At 68.7% G+C, this 23,631-nt stretch carries 19 protein-coding genes; 10 read left to right on the forward strand and 9 right to left on the reverse strand.

The window, feature by feature from the left end; translation table 11 throughout:
• The first annotated feature begins 219 nt into the window (after window positions 1-219).
• From B072_RS0124970 to B072_RS0124995, 6 genes are all read left to right on the forward strand, one after another.
• Window positions 220-1,251, forward strand: coding sequence for an ABC transporter permease (locus B072_RS0124970; RefSeq protein ID WP_018532676.1), 1,032 nt, complete (start codon window positions 220-222; stop codon window positions 1,249-1,251).
• Window positions 1,252-1,348: 97 nt separating this feature from the next.
• Entirely contained in the window at window positions 1,349-3,136 is a 1,788-nt protein-coding gene (locus B072_RS0124975) for an ABC transporter substrate-binding protein (protein ID WP_018532677.1), read from the forward strand.
• Between the two features lie 125 nt (window positions 3,137-3,261).
• The gene (locus B072_RS0124980; protein ID WP_018532678.1) at window positions 3,262-4,242 is read left to right on the forward strand and encodes an ABC transporter permease; all 981 of its coding nucleotides are present in this window, start codon (window positions 3,262-3,264) and stop codon (window positions 4,240-4,242) included.
• A 20-nt stretch (window positions 4,243-4,262) separates the two neighbouring features.
• Complete coding sequence (locus B072_RS0124985) at window positions 4,263-5,306, forward strand: ABC transporter ATP-binding protein (RefSeq protein ID WP_018532679.1); 1,044 nt, start codon at window positions 4,263-4,265, stop codon at window positions 5,304-5,306.
• A gap of 24 nt (window positions 5,307-5,330) precedes the next feature.
• The gene (locus tag B072_RS0124990; protein ID WP_018532680.1) at window positions 5,331-6,365 is read left to right on the forward strand and encodes an ABC transporter ATP-binding protein; all 1,035 of its coding nucleotides are present in this window, start codon (window positions 5,331-5,333) and stop codon (window positions 6,363-6,365) included.
• Between the two features lie 187 nt (window positions 6,366-6,552).
• Window positions 6,553-7,137, forward strand: a complete 585-nt coding sequence (locus B072_RS0124995) for a Uma2 family endonuclease (protein WP_018532681.1) — start codon at window positions 6,553-6,555, stop codon at window positions 7,135-7,137.
• Between the two features lie 69 nt (window positions 7,138-7,206).
• On the opposite strand, the gene B072_RS0125000 is transcribed toward B072_RS0124995, so the two are convergent.
• The 8 genes from B072_RS0125000 to B072_RS0125035 form a co-directional block, all read right to left on the reverse strand.
• Window positions 7,207-8,358, reverse strand: coding sequence for an ABC transporter ATP-binding protein (locus tag B072_RS0125000; protein WP_018532682.1), 1,152 nt, complete (start codon window positions 8,356-8,358; stop codon window positions 7,207-7,209).
• A complete protein-coding gene (locus B072_RS0125005) occupies window positions 8,351-9,409 on the reverse strand; it encodes an oligopeptide/dipeptide ABC transporter ATP-binding protein (RefSeq protein ID WP_018532683.1) in 1,059 nt (352 codons plus the stop codon). The genes B072_RS0125000 and B072_RS0125005 overlap by 8 nt, the downstream gene beginning before the upstream one ends.
• Window positions 9,410-9,421: 12 nt before the next feature.
• The gene (locus B072_RS0125010; protein ID WP_018532684.1) at window positions 9,422-10,390 is read right to left on the reverse strand and encodes an ABC transporter permease; all 969 of its coding nucleotides are present in this window, start codon (window positions 10,388-10,390) and stop codon (window positions 9,422-9,424) included.
• Window positions 10,383-11,309 carry an ABC transporter permease gene (locus B072_RS0125015; RefSeq protein WP_026246266.1) on the reverse strand — a complete coding sequence of 309 codons (927 nt, stop codon included), beginning with the start codon at window positions 11,307-11,309 and terminating at the stop codon, window positions 10,383-10,385. The genes B072_RS0125010 and B072_RS0125015 overlap by 8 nt, the downstream gene beginning before the upstream one ends.
• A gap of 153 nt (window positions 11,310-11,462) precedes the next feature.
• Entirely contained in the window at window positions 11,463-13,103 is a 1,641-nt protein-coding gene (locus B072_RS0125020; protein WP_018532686.1) for a peptide ABC transporter substrate-binding protein, read from the reverse strand.
• Between the two features lie 624 nt (window positions 13,104-13,727).
• Window positions 13,728-15,635 carry a translational GTPase TypA gene (typA, locus tag B072_RS0125025; RefSeq protein ID WP_018532687.1) on the reverse strand — a complete coding sequence of 636 codons (1,908 nt, stop codon included), beginning with the start codon at window positions 15,633-15,635 and terminating at the stop codon, window positions 13,728-13,730.
• 229 nt (window positions 15,636-15,864) lie between these two features.
• A complete protein-coding gene (locus B072_RS45680; RefSeq protein WP_018532688.1) occupies window positions 15,865-16,557 on the reverse strand; it encodes a hypothetical protein in 693 nt (230 codons plus the stop codon).
• A 110-nt stretch (window positions 16,558-16,667) separates the two neighbouring features.
• Complete coding sequence (locus B072_RS0125035) at window positions 16,668-18,938, reverse strand: ABC transporter family substrate-binding protein (protein ID WP_018532689.1); 2,271 nt, start codon at window positions 18,936-18,938, stop codon at window positions 16,668-16,670.
• A 436-nt stretch (window positions 18,939-19,374) separates the two neighbouring features.
• On the opposite strand from B072_RS0125035, the gene B072_RS0125040 reads away from it, so the two are divergent.
• The 4 genes from B072_RS0125040 to B072_RS0125055 are packed head-to-tail and all read left to right on the forward strand — an operon-like array spanning window position 19,375 to window position 23,266.
• Window positions 19,375-19,662, forward strand: coding sequence for a hypothetical protein (locus B072_RS0125040; RefSeq protein ID WP_018532690.1), 288 nt, complete (start codon window positions 19,375-19,377; stop codon window positions 19,660-19,662).
• A gap of 43 nt (window positions 19,663-19,705) precedes the next feature.
• On the forward strand, window positions 19,706-20,545 hold the full coding sequence (locus B072_RS0125045; RefSeq protein WP_018532691.1) for a hypothetical protein: 840 nt from the start codon (window positions 19,706-19,708) through the stop codon (window positions 20,543-20,545).
• Window positions 20,546-20,561: 16 nt separating this feature from the next.
• Window positions 20,562-22,496: a fumarate reductase/succinate dehydrogenase flavoprotein subunit gene (locus tag B072_RS0125050; protein WP_026246267.1), complete on the forward strand. Its 1,935-nt coding sequence runs from the start codon at window positions 20,562-20,564 to the stop codon at window positions 22,494-22,496.
• On the forward strand, window positions 22,493-23,266 hold the full coding sequence (locus B072_RS0125055) for a succinate dehydrogenase/fumarate reductase iron-sulfur subunit (protein WP_018532693.1): 774 nt from the start codon (window positions 22,493-22,495) through the stop codon (window positions 23,264-23,266). The genes B072_RS0125050 and B072_RS0125055 overlap by 4 nt, the downstream gene beginning before the upstream one ends.
• Before the next feature lie 36 nt (window positions 23,267-23,302).
• On the opposite strand, the gene B072_RS44010 is transcribed toward B072_RS0125055, so the two are convergent.
• A complete protein-coding gene (locus tag B072_RS44010) occupies window positions 23,303-23,599 on the reverse strand; it encodes a hypothetical protein (RefSeq protein ID WP_018532694.1) in 297 nt (98 codons plus the stop codon).
• Window positions 23,600-23,631 lie beyond the last annotated feature (32 nt).

Here is a 23,631-nt window from a genome sequence, read left to right on the forward strand (position 1 = left end):
CCCGCCCCATACGTCCTCCGCTGTCCCAGTTATGCCTCGGGTAGCCCCATGCACCGGCAATCCCGGCCCCTACCGAACGCAAAGCCCAGGGCAAGGATTCAAAGGTGAACTCAAGACATCCAGAATTCATTGACCGTGCATCAAATGCCCTGAAAAGGTCCCGCTTAGCGCACCGGTAGACCCGTTAGCGCATATGGACCCCTCAGGGCCTGGAGCACCATGACGACCCCAACTCCCCCTGTCACGACCTCACTCGAAGTCGTCCAGGACGATGCGCCCGCGCCCGGGGCGCCCACCCCCGCACCCCGCGGCGACGAGAGCCTCTCGCCGGGCAAGCTCGCCTGGCGGCGTTTCAAGCGGGACCGCACCGGCGTGATCTCGGCCTATGTGGTCGCTTTCTTCTTCCTGATCGCCATCTGTGCGCCGCTCATCGCCAAGCTGTACGGCAAGAACCCGTACACCACGTACGGAATGAACGTCCCGGGCCTGCTCAACGACTTCGGCTTCCCGGTCAAGGCCAACGGCGGGATCAGCGGACAGTTCTGGTTCGGCCTCGAACCGCAGCTCGGGCGCGACGTGTTCTCGTTCCTGCTGTACGCCATCCGCAACTCGCTGCTCATCGCGGCCGTCGCGACGATCCTGACGACACTGCTCGGCATCGTCATCGGCCTGACGGCCGGTTACCTGGGCGGCAAGACCGACTACTTCGTCGGCTGGGTCATCGACATCCTGCTGGCCTTCCCGCAGACCCTCTTCTTCATCGCCTTCTGGCCGGTCGTCATCTCGATCTTCGTGTCGCCGGAGGACAACACCCCGGTCTGGCTCACGGTCGTCAGCCTCATCCTCGTGATGACCGCCTTCGGCTGGTCGTCGGTGGCGCGACTGCTGCGCGGTGAGGTGCTCGCCCTGCGAGAACGGGAGTTCGTGGAAGCGGCGAAGGTCACGGGCGCCTCCCCGGCCCGGATCATCTTCAAGGAGCTGCTCCCCAATCTGTGGACGCCGATCCTGATCCAGGCGACCCTCGCGCTCCCCATGTACGTCACCACCGAGGCGGGCCTCGCCTTCATGGGCGTCGGGCTGACCAACCCCACGCCCGACTGGGGCGTGATGCTCCAGAACGGCGCGAAGAACTACCAGGAAGACATCACCTTCATGCTCTTCCCGGGCCTCACCATGGTGATCTTCGTCCTCGCCTTCAACCTGCTCGGCGACTCCGTGCGCGACGCGATGGACCCCAAGACCAAGCGCTGAGCCTCCCGCTCGCCGACTCCTCACCGGCGACCGGGCGACGGGGCCCGGACGCCAGCTCCCCACCTCACTTCCCCTACCAGTACCAGGGCAGGAAGCCATGTCCCTTTCGCGTAGAAACTTCGTCATAGCGACCTCGGTCGCGGTCGCCGGCAGCGCCGTGCTCTCCGCGTGCAGCAGCGGCAACGCCGGTGGCGGCGGCAGCAAGGACGGCGGCTCGGGCGGCGCCACCACCTACACCGGCGCCAAGGTCACCATCGGCACGGCCGCCGACTCGAAGGGCCCCGCGCCGGAGCTCGACGGAGCGAAGAAGGGCGGCACGATCTACGGCTACTCGCCCGACGACTTCTCGCACCTGGACCCGCAGCGCATCTACTACTCGTACAACTCCACGGTCGCGCTGCTCTACGCGCGCTGCCTGACCGGCTACAAGATCGACGCGAACGGCCACCAGAAGCTCGTCGGCGACCTCGCCACCGACACCGGCACGGCCTCGAACGGCAACAAGACCTGGACGTTCACGCTCAAGGACGGTCTCAAGTGGGACGACGGCAGCGAGCTGACCGTCGACGACGTCCGGCACGGCTTCGAGCGCGGCTGGGCCCCCTTCATCACCGAGGGCGCCACCTACGCGCAGCTGGCGCTGACCGGCAAGGGCGGCAAGTGGCGTGACGCGTACGAGGGTCCGTACAAGGGCAAGCACCTGGACGCGATCGTCGTCGACAAGGCGAAGAAGACGATCACCTTCAACCTGGTCGAGGCCCGCCCGGACTTCAACTTCACGCTGGCCATGCACACCTACGCGGCCGCGCCGGTGAAGCTGGACACCAAGGAGAAGTACGACAAGGCCCCGCGCTCCTGCGGCCCGTACAAGATCAAGGCGCACACCACCGACAAGTCGATGACGATCGTGCGCAACAAGCACTGGGACGCCTCGACGGACTCGATCCGCAACGCCTACCCGGACGGCTTCGAGTTCACCTTCGGCGTCGAGGGACTGGACTCCACCGACCGGCTCATCTCGGACCAGGGCAACGACCAGTTCGCGGTCTCGATCTACAAGGGCATCCCGGCCGAGCGCATGCAGAAGGTGCTCACCACGCCGGACCTCAAGGCCCGCACCTTCAACGGCCTGCTGACCGGCAGCTACTACTACGCCATCAACACCAAGCGGGTCACCGACCTCGCGGTGCGCCAGGCCCTCAACATCGCCTGGCCGCTGGAGCAGATCCGCAAGATCTACGGCGGCACCTCGGCCGGTGACTACGCGACCAGCATCATGAGCCCGGACATGGTCGGCTACGAGAAGTCCGACGTGTACGGCAAGCTCAAGAAGCCGGCGGGTGACGCCAAGCGCGCCAAGGCCCTGCTGAAGAAGGCCGGCAAGCTGGGCATGAAGATCGTCTACGCGTACGAGCAGGACCCGACGTACGACAAGACCAAGGTCGTCATCGAGAACGCGCTGAAGGAGGCCGGCTTCACGCCGGTCATGAAGCCGATCGACTCGACGTCGTACTACGACCAGATCCAGCAGGTCGACAACAGCTACGACGTGATGTGGTTCGGCTGGTCCCCGGACTGGCCCACCGCCTACACCATGATCCAGCCGCTGTTCGACGGCGGTGCGATCGGCAACGGCCAGAACAACGTCTCGCAGACCGACATCTCCTGGATCAACGACGGCATCAAGAAGAACGAGGCCATCACCGACCAGGTGGAGGCAGGCAAGGCCTGGGCCGCGCTCGACAAGCGGATCATGAAGGAGGTCGCGCCGATCATCCCGGAGACCTTCCAGCGCCGCTGGTACATCCACGGCTCCAAGGTCGGCACGCAGTTCGACCCGAACTTCTCGGCGTCGCTGCTCACCAAGACCTACGTGAAGGCCTGACGCACGGCCCTGTAACGGCGGGGCGCCGCGACCCCCACGGCGCCCCGCCTCCCCCTTCCTCGCCTCCTCGCCTCCGCCGGCCGCCTCAGGCAGCCCTTCGGCATCCGTCAGGAAACCCAACTGCCATGCTCCGCTTCCTCCTTCGACGAGTCGTCGGCGCCGCGGTGATCCTGCTGATCATCAGCGCCATCGTGTTCGTCCTGTTCTACGCCGCCCCGCGCGACCCCGCCCGAATCGCCTGCGGCAAGGTCTGTACGCCCGAGACGCTGGCGCTGGTGAAGAAGAACCTGGGGATCGCCGATCCGCTGCCGGTGCAGTACTGGCACTGGCTCCAGGGCGTGTTCGTCGGCCGCGACTACTCCTCGTTCGGGCACTGCCCCGCGCCCTGCCTGGGCTTCTCCTTCCAGAACCACGAGCCGGTCCTCGGCACCATCCTCGACCGCCTGCCGACCACCATCTCGCTCTCCCTCGGCTCCGCCGTGGTCTTCGTGATCTTCGGTGTCGGCACCGGCATGCTGGCCGCGTCCAAGCAGGGCAAGGCGCTCGACAAGGTCGCCAGCTCCGCCTCGCTGATCGCCTCCTCCATGCAGATCTACGTGGTCGGCGTCCTCGCCACCTACCTGCTGGTCGACCAGTGGCACCTGCTCGACCGCGCCAGCTACACGCCGCTCACCCAGAACCCGCTGACGTGGGCGAAGGGGCTGCTGCTGCCCTGGCTGGTCCTCTCCCTCATCTGGACCGCCAACTACACGCGCATGACCCGCTCCCAGATGGTCGAGCAGCTCAGCGAGGACTACGTCCGCACCGCCCGCGCCAAGGGACTCGCCGGGCGCACGGTGTTCTTCCGGTTCGCCTGGCGCGGCGCGATGGCCCCGATCGTCACCATCTTCGGCATGGACCTCGGCCTGCTGTTCGGCGGCGCGATCATCACCGAGTCGACCTTCAGCCTCCAGGGCCTCGGCATGCTCTCCGTGAAGGCCGTCTCCACCAACGACCTGCCGGTGCTGCTCGGGGTCGTCCTGGTGGCCGCCGCCTTCATCGTCCTCTTCAACATCGTGGTGGACGCCGTGTACGCCTCCATCGACCCGCGCGTGCGGCTGGCCTAGAGAGAAACGGGAAACAGATCATGAGCGACCCCCTCTCCCCCTTCTTGGCCGTACGTGACCTGCACGTCCACTTCTCCACCGAGGACGGCACGGTCAAGGCGGTCGACGGGCTCTCCTTCGACCTCGAACGCGGCCGCACCCTCGGCATCGTGGGCGAGTCGGGCTCCGGCAAGTCCGTCACCAACATGGCGATCCTCGGCCTGCACGACCGCGAGCGCACCGACCTCGGCGGCGAGATCGTCCTCGACGGCCAGGAGCTGCTGAGCGCCACGGAGCGGGAGCTGGAGCGGCTGCGCGGCAACAAGATGTCGATGATCTTCCAGGACGCGCTCGCCTCCCTCTCGCCGTACCACACGGTCGGTCGGCAGATCGCCGAGACGTACCGCAAGCACACCGGCGCCTCCAAGAAGGAGGCGCGGGCGCGGGCGATCGAGATGCTCACCAAGGTCGGCATCCCGCAGCCGGACCTGCGCGTGGACGACTACCCGCACCAGTTCTCCGGCGGTATGCGCCAGCGCGCGATGATCGCGATGGCCCTGGTCTGCGACCCGGCGCTGCTGATCGCGGACGAGCCGACGACCGCGCTCGACGTGACGGTGCAGGCCCAGATCATGGACCTGCTCAAGGACCTGCAGCAGGAGTTCGGCACGTCGATCGTCTTCATCACGCACGACCTCGGGGTCATCGCCGACATCGCGGACGACGTGCTGGTGATGTACGGCGGGCGGTGCGTGGAGCGGGGCACGAAGCAGGAGGTGCTGCGGGCGCCCCAACACCCTTACACCTGGGGCCTGCTGGGCTCGATGCCGAGCCTGACGGCGCCGGTGGACGTGCCGCTCTCCCCCATCCCCGGCACCCCGCCGAGCCTGCTCAACCCGCCGACCGGCTGCCGCTTCCACCCGCGCTGCACGTTCGTGGAGCAGGTGCCCGGCGGCCGGTGCGGCAGCGAGGTGCCGGTGCTCGGCAGCGGGACCGGGGCCGAGCGCAGCCCGGCCTGCCATCTGACCCGGGGCCAGCGCGACCGGTTCTTCGCCGAGCTGGCCACCAGCTCCAGCTCCCACTGACGTACAGGACAAGGGACTTCACCCATGAGCACACCATCTCCCCTGCTGGACGTCGCCGGACTGACCAAGCACTTCCCGATCAAGGGCGGCTTCCCGATCCGGCGCACCGTCGGGGCCGTGCAGGCCGTGGACGGTCTGGACTTCCAGGTCGCCGAGGGCGAGAGCCTGGGCCTGGTCGGCGAGTCGGGCTGCGGCAAGTCGACCACGGGCCGCATGATCACCCGGCTGCTCGAACCGACCGGGGGCTCCATCAAGTACCGCGGGCAGGACATCACGCACGCCACCCGCAAGCAGCTGGCGCCGGTCCGCTCCGAGATCCAGATGATCTTCCAGGACCCGTACGCCTCGCTGAACCCGCGGCAGACGGTCGGCAAGATCGTCTCGGCGCCGATGGAGGTCAACGGCATCGAGCCGGCCGGTGGGCGCGAGCGGCGGGTCCGTGAGCTCCTGGAGACGGTCGGGCTCAACCCCGAGCACTACAACCGCTTCCCGCACGAGTTCAGCGGCGGCCAGCGCCAACGCATCGGCGTGGCACGGGCGTTGGCCCTGAAGCCGAAGCTGATCGTCGCCGACGAGCCGGTGTCGGCGCTGGACGTCTCCATCCAGGCGCAGGTCGTGAACCTGCTCCAGGAACTCCAGCGCGAGCTGGACATCGCGTTCGTCTTCATCGCCCACGACCTCGCCGTCGTACGGCACTTCTCGCAGCGCGTGGCCGTCATGTACCTCGGCAAGATCGTCGAGATCGCGGACCGCGAGGATCTGTACGGCAGCCCGCGGCACCCCTACACGAAGGCGTTGCTCTCGGCGGTGCCTGAGCCGACGGCGGACGAGACGCCCGCCCGCGAGCGCATCCGGCTGACCGGCGATGTGCCCTCCCCGGTGGACCCGCCCTCGGGCTGCCGGTTCCGTACCCGCTGCTGGAAGGCGACGGAGGTGTGCGCGAGCGAGGCGCCGCCGCTGGTCCGGATCGCGGGCAGCCGCGAGGGCCACCTGACGGCCTGCCACCACCCGGAGGAGCCGGTCGAGTTGACGGTGCCCGCGGCACGCAAGGCCCTGTAGACCCCGTGCGCCGCCCGGCCTCACCCCTCCTCGGCCGGGCGGTGCTCGAGGGACCGGATCGTTCGGCCCATTGACCCGAGCCATGGAACGCACCCGGTCCCGGGGAGACGGCCCGTACCGATCCCGTCGGTACGGGCCTTCCTGGCTCGTGCGGCACGCTGTCCGCCGTGCTGGCTACGCTGAGTACGTGGAGTACGCGAAGATGCGGGCGATCGCCGAGGAGCTGGCGCGGTACGCCCGTCGTCTGGAGGGCTCATGGAGCGTCGAGATCGGTCCGGCAGGGCCGGTGCTCGCCATGGTGCACCTGCCCGAACGGCATGAGGAGACTGTTCGGAGCATCCGCGGCCAGCTCAACGAACAGCTCCCCGCCTCCCTCCCGGGCCACGTCTGCGTCAGGCGCCCGCGCGTCGAACACCCGGCGACGGGCCGCCTGCGGTGCGCGGACGCCGTGGTGGTCCCCGATGACGCGTTCGACGGGAGACGGTTCGCCGCCGACGCCTCCCAGGCCCTCGCGGCCATCGAGATCGTCTCCTCGTCCAACCCGGACAACGACTACCGCGACAAGCTCGCCGACTACCCGGCCATGGGCATCGCGCACTACCTGATCGTCGACCCGCGCACGGGCACGATCGACGCGCACTCCGATCTCAGTGACGGCCGCTACCGCTCCAAGGAGTCGTACATCTACGGCGACCGGGTGCCGCTCGGCCCCTGGGCCGTGGAGACCGGTGACTTCCGCCGCTACGAGCGGGCGGGCGGCCGGAGCGAGTAGCGGGTGGCGAAGACAGACGAGGGCCGGTCGCCGGACATATCCGGTGACCGGCCCTCAGGGCAGCACGGCTCACGCCGCGTGCACCACGTCCTTCTCCTCCGCGAAGTGGCACGCCGACTCGTGCGCGGCCGGCGAGTCCGAGCCCTGGAAGCGCTCGGGGATCGCGAGCAGGGGGACCTCCTGCGCGCACTTGTCCTGCGCCTTCCAGCAGCGGGTGCGGAAGCGGCAGCCCGACGGCGGGTTGGCCGGGGAGGGGACATCACCGGTGAGGATGATGCGCTCCCGGCCCTCGCGGGCCTCGGGGTCGGGCACCGGGACCGCCGACAGCAGCGCCTGGGTGTAGGGGTGCGTCGGGTGGTCGTAGATCTGCTCGTCCGTGCCGATCTCGGCCATCTTGCCGAGGTACATGACCCCGACCCGGTCCGAGATGTGCCGGACGATCGACAGGTCGTGCGCGATGAAGATGTAGGAGAGGTTGAACTCGTCCTGCAGCTTCTCCATCAGGTTGATGACCTGGGCCTGGACCGAGACGTCGAGCGCCGAGACCGGCTCGTCGCAGATGATGATCTCGGGGTTCAGGGCCAGACCGCGCGCGATGCCGATGCGCTGGCGCTGACCGCCGGAGAACTGGTGCGGGTACCGGTTGATGTACTCCGGGTTGAGGCCCACCACGTCCAGGAGGTCCTGGACCCTGCGGCGACGGTCGCCCTTCGGCGCCACCTCCGGGTGGATCTCGAAGGTCTCCCCGATGATGTCGCCCACCGTCATACGCGGGTTGAGCGACGTGTACGGGTCCTGGAAGACCATCTGGATGTTGCGGCGGACGGCCTTCAGGGCACGGCCGGACAGCTTGGTGATGTCCTGGCCCTTGTAGAAGACCTCGCCGGCCGTCGCCGTCTCCAGCGTCATCAGGAGCTTGGCGACCGTGGACTTGCCACAGCCGGACTCGCCCACGATGCCGAGGGTCTCGCCCTGGTAGACGTCGAAGGAGACACCGTCGACGGCCTTGACCGCGCCGATCTGACGCTTGAACAGGATGCCCTGGGTCAGCGGGAAGTGCTTCACCAGGTTGCGGACCTGGAGGATCGGCTCACCGCGGTCGACCGGGGCCTCGATGGCGGCCACGGCCTCGTCGGTGGTGACGGCGTCGACCGTCTCCACCTCGGTGACGTTTGGAGTGGCGTCCGTCGGCGTGCCGTCGTTCTTGCTCAGCTCAGCCATGGAGCGTCTCCTTCCAGAAGTGGCAGGCGCTGCCGCGACCCGCCAGGTCACCGCCGTCGCGCTCGGTCACCTGGTGCAGGACGGGAACGTCCGTGGTGCAGATGTCCTTGGCCGCCGTGCAGCGCGGGTTGAACGCACAACCGCTCGGGATGCGGGTGAGGTTGGGCGGCAGACCCTTGATCGCGTAGAGCTCCTGCCCCTTCTGGTCGAGCCGCGGGATCGACTCGAGCAGACCCTTGGTGTAGGGGTGCGCCGGGCGCTTGTAGATCTCGTGGACCGGGGCGGTCTCGACGATCCGGCCCGCGTACATCACCGCGATCTTGTCGGCGACGTCCGCGACGACACCGAGGTCGTGGGTGATCAGGATCAGACCCATGTTGAACTCGGTCTGCAGCTCGGAGAGCAGGTCCATGATCTGGGCCTGGACCGTCACGTCGAGCGCCGTGGTGGGCTCGTCCGCGATGATCAGGTCGGGCTCCAGGGCGAGCGCCATGGCGATCATGATGCGCTGGCGCATACCGCCGGAGAACTGGTGCGGGTAGTCGCCCACCCGCTCCTTGGCGGCGGGGATGCGCACCCGCTCCATCAGCTCGATGGCCTTGAGCTTCGCGTCCTTCTTGGACAGGCCCTGGTGGACCCGGAACATCTCGCCGAGCTGGTAGCCGACGGAGAGCACCGGGTTCAGGGAGGAGAGCGCGTCCTGGAAGATCATGGCGATCTTGCGGCCGCGGATCTTGCGGCGCTCCTCGCCCGACATGGTGAGCATGTCCTGGCCGCGGAAGAGGATCTCGCCCTGCGGGATCTTGCCCGGCGGCATGTCGAGGATGCCCATGATGGCCTGCGCCGTGACGGACTTGCCCGAGCCGGACTCACCGAGCACGGCCAGGGTCTCGCCCGCGCTCACGGTGTAGTTCACACCGTTGACCGCCTTGGCGACACCGTCGCGGGTGTGGAACTCCACGTGCAGATCGCGGACTTCGAGCAGCGGGGTGCCGTCAGCGACGGCGTCTCCGGGCTCGGGGACGTTCGTGGGATGAGAGGTGCTGGTCACCGTACGCCCTCCTCAGCGCAGCTTCGGGTCGAGGGCGTCGCGGACCGCGTCGCCGAGCATGATGAACGCGAAGACCGTGAGGGTGAGCATGCCCGCCGGGAAGAGCAGGGCGTGCGGGTCGTCGCGGATCACCTTGCTGCCTTCGGAGATGTCGATGCCCCACGAGATCGTCGGGTCGCTGAGGCCGAGTCCCAGGAACGACAGGGTGGCCTCCGCTCCGATGTAGCCGCCGAGCGCGATGGTGGCGACGACGATCGTCGGCGCGATGGCGTTCGGCAGTACGTGGCGGAACAGGATCCGGTTGGTTCCCGCACCCAGGGCGCGCGCGGCCGTCACGTAGTCCGCCTGCTTGGCGGTGATGACGGAGCTGCGCATGACGCGGGCGATCGAGGTCCAGCCGAGCATGGCCAGGGCCAGGATCACGACGTACACCTTGCGGTCGACGAACGCGTTCAGGACGACCATGGTGCCGAGCAGGAACGGGATGCCGAAGAAGATGTCGACGACGCGGGAGATGATCGAGTCGATCCAGCCGCCGAAGTAGCCGGCGAGCAGACCGAGCAGTCCACCGATGAGGGTGACGACCGCGGTCACGCCCACACCGACCATGATCGACGCGCGGGTGCCGTAGATGACGCGCGCGTAGAGCGAGCGGCCCTGCTGGTCGTAGCCGAACCAGTCCGCCTGGAAGAAGTGGGTGTACTCCGGCTTGCTCAGGTAGTGGTGCACGAGGTCGCCGTCGCGCGGGCTGACGCTGGTGAACAGGCCCGGGAAGATCGCGATCACGATCAGCACGAAGAGCAGGATCGACGAGATCCAGAACATCGGCCGGTGGCGCAGCTCGTACCAGGCGTCGCCCCACAGCGAGCGGGGCTTGTCGGTCTTCGTCACCTCGCCGCTCGGGGCGGCGCCGACGGCCGGCGGAGCCAGGGCGTCCAGCTCGGCGGCCTCGGTGATCTGGTCCTTGGTCACGTCAGGCATACCGGATCCTCGGGTCCAGGACCGCGTACAGCAGGTCGATGAGGAGGTTGATCAGGAGGATCACGAGGACGATCACCGTCACCACACCGGTGACCGTGGAGCCCTCGCTCGTCTGCACCGCCCGGTAGAGCAGGTTGCCGACGCCCTGAATGTTGAAGATGCCCTCGGTGATGACCGCGCCGCCGATGAAGCCGCCGATGTCGGTACCGATGAAGGTGACGACGGGGATCAGCGAGTTGCGCAGCAGGTGGACACCGACGATGCGCCGCCGGGGCAGGCCCTTGGCGAGAGCGGTGCGCATGTAGTCCGCGCGCAGGTTCTCGGCGAAGGTCGTCCGGGTGAGCCGGGCCACGTAGGCCATGGAGAGCGTCGCCAGCACGAGGGCCGGCAGGAACAACTGCCCAAGATTCGTGGAGTCCTGGACGTTCGGCGGCAGCCACCCGAGTTCGTCCGCGAAGACGAACCGCGCGATGAAGCCGAGCACGAAGACCGGGATCGAGATCACGACGAGCGTGAAGATGAGCACGCCGGTGTCGACGGCCTTGCCGGCCTTGAGACCGGCCCAGGCGCCGAGGCCCACACCGATGATGATCTCGAGGATGATGGCGAGCAGCGTCAGCCGCAGCGTCACCGGGAAGGCCTCGGTCATCAGATCGATGACGGGGCGTCCCGCGAGGTTGTTGCCGAAGTCTCCCTGCAGGAGCTTCCACATGTAGCTGACGTACTGCTCCAGCACCGGCTTGTCGAAGCCGTACTCGTGCTTGATCGCCGCGATCTGCGCGGGGTCAGGAGCCTTGTCGCCGTACATGGCCCGAACCGGATCGCCCGGAAGGATGTGGACCATGAGAAAAATCAACAGAGTCGTCCCGATGAAAATCGGGATCATCTGGAGCAGTCGCCGTGCAGCGTAACGCCCCATGTCGAGCCTCCATGCCGTGAGGGGTCGGCGAGGCCTGCGCACATCTCTCTACCGCAGGAGGGGTGGTGTGAGGTGGAGGCCTGTGCCTACGGGCCGGTGCCGCTCCTCACCTCGTGGGCGAGGAGGACGGCACCGGCCTGCGGTCGGGGGGAATTACTTCTGCTTGACCTTGACCTGGTCGAAGATCGGGTCGCCGTCCTGGCCGTACGGGATCTTGCCGAGGATCTTGGTCGACTGACCGCTGTTGACCTTGTAGAACCAGAGCGGGATGGCCGGCATGTCCTTCGCCAGCAGCTGCTCCGCCTCCTGGTACTTCTTCACGGTCTCGTCGACGGACGCGGCCTTGTCGGCCTCGGTCGAGAGGGCGTCGAACTCCTTGTTGGCGTAACCGCTGGTGTTACCGGCGGCCTTGGACCCGTAGAGGTCACGCATGAAGTTCGAGTTCACGGGGTAGTCGAGCACCCAGCCACCGCGGTACATGGACTTGACCTTGTGCGCGTCACGGGCGTCGAGGTCGGCCTGGAAGGTCGGCTTCGGGTCGCCGGTGCACTCGACACCGGTCGCCTGGCGGATCGAGTTGCAGACCGCGTCGACCCAGGGCTTGTGGTCCTGGTCGGCGTTGTACTGGATCTGGATCTTGTTGCCCGGAACGCCGCCGCCTTCCTTGATGAGCTTCTTGGCCGCGGCCGGGTCGTACTTGGTGATGTCGCCAAGCGCGCCCTTCTTGTAGCCGAGAACGCCGGGGGCCACGTAAGAGTCGGCCGGCTGGCGGGTGCCCTGGAGGACGGTCTTGGTGATCGTGTCACGGTCGATCGCCTGCGACAGACCCTGGATGACCTTCGGGTCGACGTCCTTCCAGGACTTCGAGTAGAAGGCCGGGACGATCGACTGGACGGCGGAGTACGCCTGGTCGATCGCGCGGTTGCCGAGGTCCTGCTTGTACGTCTTCAGCGCGGTGGTCGGGACCTGCTCGATCCAGTCCACGTTGTTCGAGCGCAGGTCCGAGTAGGCAGCGTCGGCGGTCGTGTAGTTCTTGAAGTCGATGCCGCCGTTCTGCGCCTTGTTCGGGCCCTTGTAGCCGTCGAACTTGCGCACCTTGATGAGCTTGTTGTGCTCCCAAGAGACGAACTTGTAGGGGCCGTTGCCGACCGGCTTCTCGCCGTAGCCCTTCGGGTCCGAGAAGAACTTCTCGGGCAGCGGGGCCCAGACGTCGTAGCCCAGCTTGTACGCGAAGTACGAGACCGGCGAGGTCAGCTTGATGGTGAAGGTGTTGTCGTCGACGACCTTCAGGCCGGACATGGCGTCCTTCTTGGCCTTGCCCTTCTCCGGGTGCACGTCCTCGAAGCCGACGATGTCGGAGAACCAGCTGGAGTTGGTCTGGTTGTTCGCGATGTTCGCGGACCAGTTCCAGGAGTCCACGTAGGACTTGGCGGTCACCGGGGTGCCGTCGTGGAACTTCCAGCCCGGCTTGAGCTTGACGGTCCACTCGGAGGAGTCGTCGTTCGGCGTGACCGACTCGGCGTTGACGTACTCGAGCTTGCCGGTGCCCGGCTCGTAGTCCACCAGGCCCGAGAAGATCGTGCGCAGGACACGGCTGCCCTGGCTCTCCTTGGCGTTGGCCGGCTGCAGCGGGTTCTGCGGCTCGCTCAACTGCGCAGTGACGATGCCGTTCGGGTCGGCCTTGCCCTTGTCCATGTCGTCGCCGGCGTTGTCGCCGCCGCCTCCGCAGGCGGTCGCGGCCAGCGTCACGACGGCGGCTATCGCGACCCACTTGGCGCTCTTGGCACCACGCATGGGTTCCTCCTCATGAGTCCACTTGTTCATCAAGAAGGGGCGCAGGAAACATGCCGTCGCCACCCCTGACGACGAACATGAAGTGCCCCAGTGTGCTCGTGAGTCGGCGCTCCCCACAGCGCGTGACCCATTGACCCGAGCTCTATGCGGTCAACTATTAGCCACTGGGGCGGTTGCGACCACTGTCTTTCGGTCTCGGTTCGATCACACCTGACACGTACATCTCCTAAAATCCGGACAAACTGATCCGAGATAGATGACCGCGAAACGGACGTGTTACATATCTATCGACCGAAGGTCTCCGCATAGCGGACGCGACGGTCGAATTAATGGCTTGCGCAAGAAGGTCACTTGACTCCCCGGCGTGACGCATCACACCCGGCGCCCTCGCCCCGCGTGACCCGCCGGGCGGAGCTCGTCCTCACCGCGCGTAGACCACGCGTGGACAGACGGCAGGGTAGCCCCCGCGGGACGGACCCGACAGCCGTTCCTGTGAGTTGCTGTGCGCCGGGCACAACTGGCCCATGATCAGCCGCACTTGGTGCGGCCGGGCCGCCCGTGGGCGGACATGCCGGAGGCCGGCCCCCGGGATGCCCGGGAACCGGCCTCTGGAACGCGCTGGAATCAGCTGTGCTTGGCGCGCGAGGCCGAGCGGCCGCGCTCCTTCTGGTCCAGGACGACCTTGCGGATGCGGACGGCCTCCGGGGTCACCTCGACGCACTCGTCGTCGCGGCAGAACTCCAGGGACTGCTCCAGCGACAGCTTGCGCGGCGGGACGATCGCCTCGAAGGAGTCGGCGGAGGAGGAGCGCATGTTGGTGAGCTTCTTCTCCTTGGTGATGTTCACGTCCATGTCGTCGGCGCGCGAGTTCTCGCCGACGATCATGCCCTCGTACACCTCGGTGCCGGGGTCGGTGAACAGCACGCCGCGCTCCTGGAGGTTCGTCATCGCGAAGGCGGTGACGGCACCGGCGCGGTCGGCGACCAGCGAGCCGTTGTTACGGGTCGTCAGCGTGCCGAACCACGGCTCGTGGCCCTCGTGGATGGAGTGGGCGATACCCGTACCGCGGGTGTTCGTCAGGAACTCCGTACGGAAGCCGATGAGGCCGCGGGACGGGACGACGAACTCCATGCGGACCCAGCCGGAGCCGTGGTTCGACATGTTGTCCATCCGGCCCTTGCGGACGCCCATGAGCTGCGTGACGGCGCCCATGTGCTCCTCGGGGACGTCGACCGTGAGGCGCTCGACGGGCTCGTGCGTCTTGCCGTCGACCTCCTTGGTGACGACCTGCGGCTTGCCGATGGTCAGCTCGAAGCCCTCGCGGCGCATCTGCTCGACCAGGATGGCGAGCGCGAGCTCACCGCGGCCCTGGACCTCCCAGGCGTCGGGACGCTCGGTGTCGAGGACGCGCAGCGAGACGTTACCGATCAGCTCGCGGTCGAGGCGGTCCTTGACCTGGCGGGCGGTGACCTTGCGGTCCTTGACCGCGGACTTCGCCTGGGCGCCCTTGCCGGTGCCGCCACGGCCGACGAGCGGCGAGGTGTTGGTACCGATGGTCATGGAGATGGCCGGCTGGTCGACCGTGATCAGCGGCAGCGCGATCGGGTTCTCCGGGTCGGCCAGGGTCTCGCCGATCATGATGTCGGGGATACCGGCGACGGCGCAGATGTCACCGGGGCCCGCGACCTCGGCGGGCTTGCGGGTGAGCGCCTCGGTCATGAGGAGCTCGGTGATGCGCACGTTGGAGATCGTGCCGTCGCGCTTGATCCACGCGACCGTCTGGCCCTTGCGCAGCTCGCCCTGCTCGACGCGCAGGAGCGCGATACGGCCGAGGAAGTTGTCGGCGTCCAGGTTCGTGACGTGCGCCTGCAGCGGGGCCGACTCGTCGAACGTCGGGGCCGGGACGTGCTCCAGGATCGTGGAGAAGAACGGCTCCAGGTTCTCGGAGTCCGCCGGGACCGTGCCGTTCTCCGGCTTGGTCAGCGACGCGATGCCGTCACGGCCGCACGCGTAGACGATCGGGAACTCGATCTGCTCCTCGTCCGCGTCCAGGTCGAGGAAGAGGTCGTACGTCTCGTTGACGACCTCGTCGATGCGCGAGTCGGGGCGGTCCGTCTTGTTGATGCACAGGATGACGGGCAGGCGCTGCTGGAGCGCCTTGCGCAGCACGAAGCGGGTCTGCGGCAGGGGCCCCTCGGAGGCGTCCACCAGCAGCACGACGGCGTCGACCATCGACAGACCACGCTCGACCTCGCCACCGAAGTCGGCGTGGCCCGGGGTGTCGATGATGTTGATCGTGATGACGTCGCCGCCATCCTTCGGGTGGTACTTGACCGCCGTGTTCTTGGCCAGGATCGTGATGCCCTTCTCACGCTCCAGGTCGTTCGAGTCCATCATGCGGTCGTCGAGCGACTCGGCGGCGTGCGCGGCGAACGAGCCGGCCTGCTTGAGCATGGCGTCGACGATGGTCGTCTTGCCGTGGTCGACGTGAGCGACGATGGCGACGTTACGGATGTCGTGGCGCGTGGCCATATTGCGGCGTACTCCCGGAATAGTGGACGGCTGCGCGTACATCAGTGATACGCGCGCCCTGCCGGGCTGGACACGCCACGGCCTCACCCCATGGTACGTGGCCTGACGGGTGGGGGCCGCGCCAGGGCGTGAGGGGACCGGGGTGTGGGGGGAAAAGCGCAGGTCAACGGGTTTACGCAGCTTGCCCGCCGGGGGGAGCGGCGGGCAAGGGAGTTGAGCTCGATCTGAGCTAGATCTTCTGGGCGGCGGCGTCGTCCTCGTCGCAGGACAGCCGGGCGGCCTGCCGGGCGAGGGCCGAGTCGGCGGACCGGTCGAGGGGCTCGTCGCAGGCGAGGATCCCGCCGAGGTCGACCGTCCAGCCGCGGGCCCGGCCCGTGGTGGAGCGGCCGTCGGCGCAGGTGTGACGGAAGGTACCGGTCACTTCCCGGACGCCCGCGTACAGGACGTCGCGCGCGGCTCCGCCGGCCTCGGTGATGTTGCTGTCGAGGGCCGGGGGCTTCTGGTGCACGTCGGTGAAGCTCCACGTCTCGCCGTCCGCCCGCGCCAGGGTGCGCGCGTCGGTCTCGATCACGCCGATCTTCTTGCCCAGCGAGAAGAGCACCTCGGCCGCGGGGACGTCGGGACCTTCGCCCGTGACGTCGGGGCGGGGTGTGTAGACCCGCCGCAGCGCCTTGGTGCGCCTGCCCCCGTCCCTGCCGGTCGCCGTCGCCGCGTCGGAGACCCCGGTCAGCTTGTCGGTCTGCCGGACGCCGGTCCAGGCGAACGTGCCGTCCGCGCAGGCCCGCGCCTGCGGCGTCCCGCTCGCGGCCGGGTGCTCCTTCGTGCCGTCGGCCCGGCCCGGACCGTCGCTCTCGCCCCCACCGGAGCAGGCGGTCAGAGCCGCTGCCAGGGCCAGAGCTGTCAGCGCCGTCGCACCTCTCATGTGCGGCGTCCCTTCCCCGTCACGCGAACGCCCGGCGCCCGCGCCTGATCAAGAGGACCAGGATGCGGAGCCGGGCGGCCGGTGTCGCGGAGTTGAGCCGGTTCAGAGGTTCAGTCGTCCGAGGCGGGCGACGGGGACGCCTTCGCGCCGCGCTTCAGGTAGCCGATGTCCTCGTAGGCCGGGTCCTGGAAGCCGAAGGCGCCGGCGTTGACGACGTTCGGGCGGGCCGCGACCAGCTCGGGCCGCTGGTAGAGCGGGATGGAGCCGGCCGCCGCCCAGATGCGGGAGTCGGCCTCCTTCACCAGGGAGCGCTCCTCGCCCTCGTCGAGCTCGCCGATGGCCTGGTCGAAGAGCTGGTCGATCTGGTCGGTGCCGACCCGGGTGTAGTTCTGCTCGACGGTGAGCGAGCCGTCGGCGGCCGGGATCGGCTTGGCGTAGATCGGGCGGGCGTCGGTGGCCGGGTAGGCGGAGGCGGGCCACGAGTACAGCGCCAGGTCGTACTCGCCGGACGCGATGTGGTCCTTGAAGTAGCTCTCGTCGTCGACCTTCATGATGTCGGTGCGGACGCCGATCTTCTCCAGCATCTGCGTGATCCGGTCGGCGACCGAGCGCAGCTGCTCGGAGCCCGCGCCGGAGGGCAGGACGAAGCGCAGCGTGAGCGGCTTGCCGTCCTTGGCGAGCGGGCCCGCGGCGGCGGCCTTGGCCGGGGCGGCCGTGCCCTTCGGTGCGTACGCGCCGGGGGCTCCGCCGTGCTTCACGTACCGCTTGGCGTCGCTGCTGAGCCCTTCGGCCGCGTGGTCGCTGCCGTGCTTGCGCTTCTCCTTGTCGGCCGTGCGCAGCTTCACCGCGTCGGCCTGGTGGAGCAGGGCGGCGTACTGGGCGGCGGCGACGGGGCCCGGACCGAGCAGCAGCGGCGGCGCGTCGGCGCCGGGCTTCTGGTCGTCGCCCTGCTTCCCGTCGTCCTCGCCGACGATGTACGTGCCGTCGCCGTCGTCCTCCTTGCCGGAGGCGGAGTCGGCCTCGCCGCCCGCCGTCCGCTCCTTCTCCTTCTCCTTGTCCTTCTCCTTCTTCTCCAGCGGGCCGCCGGGTACCCAGCCCGCCTCCGCGAGGAGCGCCTGCGCCTGCGCGGTGTCCTGGCCGCCGAGCGCGTCGCTGTTGTCGGCGTACGCCTCCTGGCCGGCCAGCGCGAGGTGGTTGTCGACGGTGGTGACCGGCAGGCCGAGCGGCTTGAGAACCGTTTCTGCAAGCTGGGTGCGGTCGATGGCGCGCGCGACGGCCTGCCGGACGCGCTCGTCGGCGAGGGGGCCCTCGGCACCGTTCAGCGCGAGCTGCGTGTAGGCCGGTTCGAGCGACTTGCGGACGACGAAGCCGCGCAGGTTCTCCTGCTGTTTCGCGTACTTCTTGACGGCCTTACGGGTCTTGGCGCGCGCCCGGATCTCCTCCTCGGCGGCGTCCTCGTCCTCGCTGTGCGCGATCGCCCAGGAGCGCAGCGCCTTGCCCGGGGTGAGCGCGGCACCCGGGCCGTGCGTGAGCGGGCCCGAGGTGCCCCGGTCGCGGGCGGCGTACGCGATGCGGTCGGCGCCGCCGACGTCCAGGTCGGCGAGGTCGAGCCGGCCGTCGGCGAGGGCCGCGGCCCGCTTGTCGCGCGGCACGGCGCTCAGCACCAGCTTGTCGAGCTTGGCGGGGCTGCCCCACCAGCGCGGGTTGCGCTTGAGCGAGACCGTTCCGGCGTCCCGGTCGATCGCGTCGATGGCGAAGGGGCCCGCGGTGTTCTTGAGCCCCCGCCGCGCGCCGTCGTTGAAGTGGTCCGGGGTCCCCATGACGTCCTTGGGGTACAGCGGCGAGAAGAGCGCCTTCCAGTCCGCGTACGGCTTCGAGAACGTGACCCGCACTTCGAGGTCGTTCGCGCCGCGCTCGATCTTCTCGATGCGGTCGTAGCCGGCGTTGTGCGCGGTCCAGTACGCGCTGTCCTTGCCGGACAGGGCGCGCCACTGGGCCGCGAAGTCGGGGGCGCCGATCTCGCGGCCGTCGCTCCAGACGGCCTGCTGGTTCAGCTTGTACAGGACGACCTGCTTCGGCTCGGTCTCGACGACCTCGGCCTTCTCCAGGTAGTCGGGGTCGGCCTGCGGGCGGCCCTGCGCGTCGAGCCGGAACATCGACGGGAGCACGGCGCCGGTGACCCGGCCGGTGCTCGCGTCGGCGTCCGCCTGGAACGCGTTGAGGGTCCGCGGCAGGGCGTCGACGGCCCAGCGCAGGGTGCCGCCGTCCTGGATCCGGTCGCGGGCGGCGGGCGCGATGTCCTGTCCGGCGGAGGGCTTGCCGGCCTCGTCGTCACCGGAGCCGCACCCCGCGAGCGCGGTCACGGCCAGGGCGCCGCTCACGAGGAACGCGGCTGACCGTACGGCGGGTCCTGGACGCCTGGGGGTGTGGGGCTTCACGGGTACCTGTACCTCCGGTGCGGGCCGGTTGATCACGTTTGGCGGTATATGTCGCTGATCACATCTATCGACCCACTGAAGGGGATGGGGGTGCGTACGCGCGGGAGACACGGCGACACGCCCGGGAAGCCCACTCGTGCGGCCCAATCGACGGGCCTTTGCGCGTGCCGGGTGCGCTTGTTTCGCGGGTGCAGGTCTCGTCGTGGTTGCTCGCAGCCGCCCACGGACAGGTCCACTCCTCCCCCGGGGCGCAAACAGGGGGCGCACACCAGTCCGCGCCCCGGCAATCCGGCCCGCTCCCTTCACAACGGCAATGTGACGCGCGACACTCGCAGGCGCATGAGCATCTCCGCCGCACCAGCGGAAGCGAGGGCAAGTCATGTCCCTGCACGACGACTTGACGGCAGCGACGCGCTGCCTCGACGACCTCACGCGCGCCGTGGGCCGCCTCGAACCACAGCTCGGCGGCGGCCCCGACATCCGGCGCGTACGGGCCGACGCCGACCACCTGCGCGAAAGCCTGGCCCTGCTGCGCGAGGCCGCCGCCGCGCACGAGAAACCGCGCCGCCCGGAGTACGTACCGGTCCCGGACACCCCGTACGACAGCTCCCTGTGGACCGACTCCGACGACGAGGGGCTCGGCGCACGGGACAGGCACGCCCCCTGACGCATCCCCGGCTACGTTCCTGATCCTTCGAGCGGAGGCTTCGTTGGCCACCGGCACGGAACCCACCAGTACCGAACCCCATCCCGAGAGCGGCACCGGCGTCCGGGGCAGGACGCGGGCCGCGATCGCCGCGCCGCACCTGCGCACGGACCGCTGGTGGCTGGCCCCGGCGGCGACCGCCGCCGGCCTGTTCGCCTTCGTCGTCTACTCGACGTGGCGGGCCTTCGCGAACGCGGACTACTACGCGGCCCCGTACGTCTCTCCGTTCTACTCGCCGTGCCTCGCGGAGAACTGCGAACCGATGCGGCACGGCCCCAACTGGGAGATCTTCGGGGGCTGGTGGGGCCTGTCCCCCGCCCTGCTCATCCTGATCTTCCCGCTGGGCTTCCGGCTGACCTGCTACTACTACCGCAAGGCCTACTACCGCGGCTTCTGGGCGTCGCCGCCGGCCTGCGCGGTGGCCGAGCCGCACAAGAAGTACAGCGGTGAGACGCGGTTCCCGCTGATCCTGCAGAACATCCACCGGTACTTCTTCTACGCGGCCGTGCTCGTCGCCTGCATCCTGACCTACGACACGGTCCTCTCGTTCCGCGACGAGAACTACGCGTGGGGCCACATGGGCCTCGGCACCCTCGTGTTCCTGCTCAACATCGCGCTGATCTGGGCGTACACGATCTCCTGCCACTCGTGCCGGCACATCATCGGCGGCCGCCTCAAGCACTTCTCGAAACACCCGGTGCGCTATCGCCTCTGGGGCTGGGTCGGGAAACTGAACGCCCGTCACATGCTGCTCGCCTGGGCCTCGTTGGTGAGCGTCGCGCTCGCCGACTTCTACGTGTACCTGGTCGCTTCCGGCGCCTTCGACGATCCGCGGTTCTTCTAATGGTTGGGGCCTTGTGATGAGTGTGGTGGAGCGACAGCAGTGGGATGTTGTCGTGGTGGGCGCCGGGGGCGCCGGGCTGCGGGCCGCGATCGAGGCGCGCGAGCGCGGCGCGCGTACGGCGGTGATCTGCAAGTCCCTGTTCGGCAAGGCCCACACGGTGATGGCGGAGGGCGGCATCGCGGCCGCCATGGGCAATGTGAACTCCGGGGACAACTGGCAGGTCCACTTCCGCGACACGATGCGCGGCGGCAAGTTCCTCAACCAGTGGCGGATGGCGGAACTGCACGCGAAGGAGGCCCCGGACCGGGTCTGGGAACTGGAGACCTGGGGCGCGCTCTTCGACCGCACGAAGGACGGCCGGATCTCGCAGCGCAACTTCGGCGGCCACGAGTACCCGCGGCTCGCGCACGTCGGTGACCGTACGGGCCTCGAACTGATCCGCACCCTCCAGCAGAAGATCGTGTCGCTGCAGCAGGAGGACATGAAGGAGTTCGGGGACTACGAGGCACGCCTGAAGGTCTTTCAGGAGTGCACCGTCACACGGGTGTTGAAGGACGAGGACGGCGAGCGGGTCTCCGGCGCCTTCTGCTACGACCGCGAGAGCGGCCGCTTCTTCGTCCTGGAGGCGCCGAGCGTCGTCCTGGCGACCGGCGGCATCGGCAAGTCCTTCAAGGTGACGTCGAACTCGTGGGAGTACACGGGCGACGGGCACGCGCTGGCCCTGCTGGCCGGGGCGCCGCTGCTCAACATGGAGTTCGTGCAGTTCCACCCGACGGGCATGGTCTGGCCGCCGTCGGTGAAGGGCATCCTCGTCACGGAGTCGGTGCGCGGCGACGGCGGGGTGCTCAGGAACTCCGAGGGCAAGCGGTTCATGTTCGACTACGTCCCCGACGTCTTCAAGGAGAAGTACGCGGAGTCGGAGGCCGAGGGCGACCGCTGGTACGACGACCCCGACAACAACCGGCGCCCGCCGGAGCTGCTGCCGCGCGACGAGGTGGCCCGCGCCATCAACGCCGAGGTGAAGGCCGGGCGCGGATCACCGCACGGCGGCGTCTTCCTGGACGTGTCCACGCGCATGCCCGCCGAGGTCGTCCGGCGCCGACTGCCGTCCATGTACCACCAGTTCAAGGAGCTGGCGGACGTCGACATCACGGCCGAGCCGATGGAGGTCGGGCCGACCTGTCACTACGTGATGGGCGGCATCGCCGTCGACTCGGACACCGCTGCCGCCCGCGGCGTGCCGGGTCTGTACGCGGCCGGCGAGGTGGCCGGCGGGATGCACGGCTCCAACCGGCTCGGCGGGAACTCGCTCTCCGACCTGCTGGTGTTCGGGCGCCGGGCCGGGCTGCACGCGGCGGCGTACGCGCAAGGGCTCACCGCGCGCCCGGCCGTGGCCGAGATCCAGGTCGACACGGCGGCGGCCGAGGCGCTGCGCCCCTTCTCGGCGGAGGGCCACGAGGAGGGCACCGTCCCCGAGAACCCGTACACGCTCCATCAGGAGCTCCAGCAGACGATGAACGACCTGGTCGGCATCATCCGCCGCGAGCACGAGATGGAGCAGGCGCTGCGCAAGCTCGCGGACCTGCGGGTGCGGGCGCGACGGGCCGGGGTCGAGGGGCACCGGCAGTTCAACCCGGGCTGGCACCTCGCGCTCGACCTGCGCAACATGCTCCTGGTCAGCGAGTGCGTCGCGCGCGCCGCCCTGGAGCGTACGGAGTCGCGCGGCGGCCACACCCGTGAGGACCACGGGGCGATGGACCGCGAGTGGCGCCGGGTGAACCTGCTGTGCCAACTCCGGGATCCCACCGGCGGGTTGGCGGCCACCGATCCGGTGCGCGGCCAGATCAGCCTCGTACGGGAAGAGACCGAACCCGTCCGTCCCGACCTGCTCGCCCTCTTCGAGAAGGAGGAACTGGTGAAGTACCTGGCCGACGAGGAGCTGTTCGAGTGAGCGACGCCTATGACGCGCACTTCAAGGTGTGGCGCGGGGACACCGGGGGCGGCGGCCTGGAGGACTTCGAGGTCGAGGTGAACGAGGGCGAGGTGGTCCTCGACATCATCCACAGGCTGCAGGCGACTCAGGCTCCCGACCTGGCGGTTCGCTGGAACTGCAAGGCGGGCAAGTGCGGTTCGTGCTCCGCCGAGGTCAACGGACGCCCGCGCCTGATGTGCATGACGCGGATGTCGGTCTTCGACCGCGCGGACACGATCACGGTGACGCCGCTGCGGGCCTTCCCCGTCGTCCGGGATCTCGTCACCGACGTCGGCTTCAACTACACGAAGGCGCGGGAGGTCCCGGCGTTCGTGCCGCCGACCGATCTCGGGCCCGGCGAGTACCGGATGATGCAGGAGGACGTGGACCGCCCGCAGGAGTTCCGCAAGTGCATCGAGTGCTTCCTGTGCCAGGACACCTGCCATGTGGTGCGCGACCACGAGGAGAACAAGGCGGCGTTCGCGGGCCCGCGTTTCCTGATGCGGGTCGCCGAGCTGGACATGCACCCGCTGGACGCGGCGGCCGAGGGCGGCCTCGACCGCAAGGCCACCGCGCAGGACGAGCACGGGCTCGGCTACTGCAACATCACCAAGTGCTGCACGGAGGTCTGCCCCGAGGGCATCAAGATCACGGACAACGCGCTGATTCCCTTGAAGGAAAGGGCGGTTGACCGTAAGTACGACCCGGTGGTGTGGCTGGGCAACAAGATCATGCGCCGGAAGGGCTGACGGGGCGGACGTTCGGCGCCGGGCTCCGGGACCGGGTCAGGCCTTGGGCGGGCGTTCCGCCGCCAGGAAGAGGCCGATGCCCGCGAACAGGAACAGCAGCCCCGCGAGCGGCAGGCCGCCCCAGACGTCCTCGGACGACAGCTGGAGGGCGACGGCACCGAAGAACACCACCTGCAACAGCGCGCCCCAGCCCCACATCCGCGGCCGCCGGACCCGGCCGCGCTGCCACGGAAGCAGCAGGCGCTGACCGGCGATCGCGGCCACGGCCGCGATCACGTAGACGACGGCCGCGGCCGCGCACAGGAGGACGAGAACGAGATCGAAGGTATCCACGGGTGGGACTATGCCCGTAAACGACTGATTGC

This window comes from Streptomyces sp. HmicA12 (assembly GCF_000373565.1).
GTDB lineage: Bacteria > Actinomycetota > Actinomycetes > Streptomycetales > Streptomycetaceae > Streptomyces.

Bases quoted from the DNA above. Each gene is read 5' to 3' on its own strand.
- B072_RS0124970 (WP_018532676.1), top strand. From the start codon at position 220: ATGACGACCCCAACTCCCCCTGTCACGACCTCACTCGAAGTCGTCCAG.
- B072_RS0124975 (WP_018532677.1), top strand. From the start codon at position 1,349: ATGTCCCTTTCGCGTAGAAACTTCGTCATAGCGACCTCGGTCGCGGTC.
- B072_RS0124980 (WP_018532678.1), top strand. From the start codon at position 3,262: ATGCTCCGCTTCCTCCTTCGACGAGTCGTCGGCGCCGCGGTGATCCTG.
- B072_RS0124985 (WP_018532679.1), top strand. From the start codon at position 4,263: ATGAGCGACCCCCTCTCCCCCTTCTTGGCCGTACGTGACCTGCACGTC.
- B072_RS0124990 (WP_018532680.1), top strand. From the start codon at position 5,331: ATGAGCACACCATCTCCCCTGCTGGACGTCGCCGGACTGACCAAGCAC.
- B072_RS0125000 (WP_018532682.1), bottom strand. From the start codon at position 8,358: ATGGCTGAGCTGAGCAAGAACGACGGCACGCCGACGGACGCCACTCCA.
- B072_RS0125010 (WP_018532684.1), bottom strand. From the start codon at position 10,390: ATGCCTGACGTGACCAAGGACCAGATCACCGAGGCCGCCGAGCTGGAC.
- B072_RS0125015 (WP_026246266.1), bottom strand. From the start codon at position 11,309: ATGGGGCGTTACGCTGCACGGCGACTGCTCCAGATGATCCCGATTTTC.
- B072_RS0125020 (WP_018532686.1), bottom strand. From the start codon at position 13,103: ATGCGTGGTGCCAAGAGCGCCAAGTGGGTCGCGATAGCCGCCGTCGTG.
- typA (WP_018532687.1), bottom strand. From the start codon at position 15,635: ATGGCCACGCGCCACGACATCCGTAACGTCGCCATCGTCGCTCACGTC.
- B072_RS45680 (WP_018532688.1), bottom strand. From the start codon at position 16,557: ATGAGAGGTGCGACGGCGCTGACAGCTCTGGCCCTGGCAGCGGCTCTG.
- B072_RS0125040 (WP_018532690.1), top strand. From the start codon at position 19,375: ATGTCCCTGCACGACGACTTGACGGCAGCGACGCGCTGCCTCGACGAC.
- B072_RS0125050 (WP_026246267.1), top strand. From the start codon at position 20,562: ATGAGTGTGGTGGAGCGACAGCAGTGGGATGTTGTCGTGGTGGGCGCC.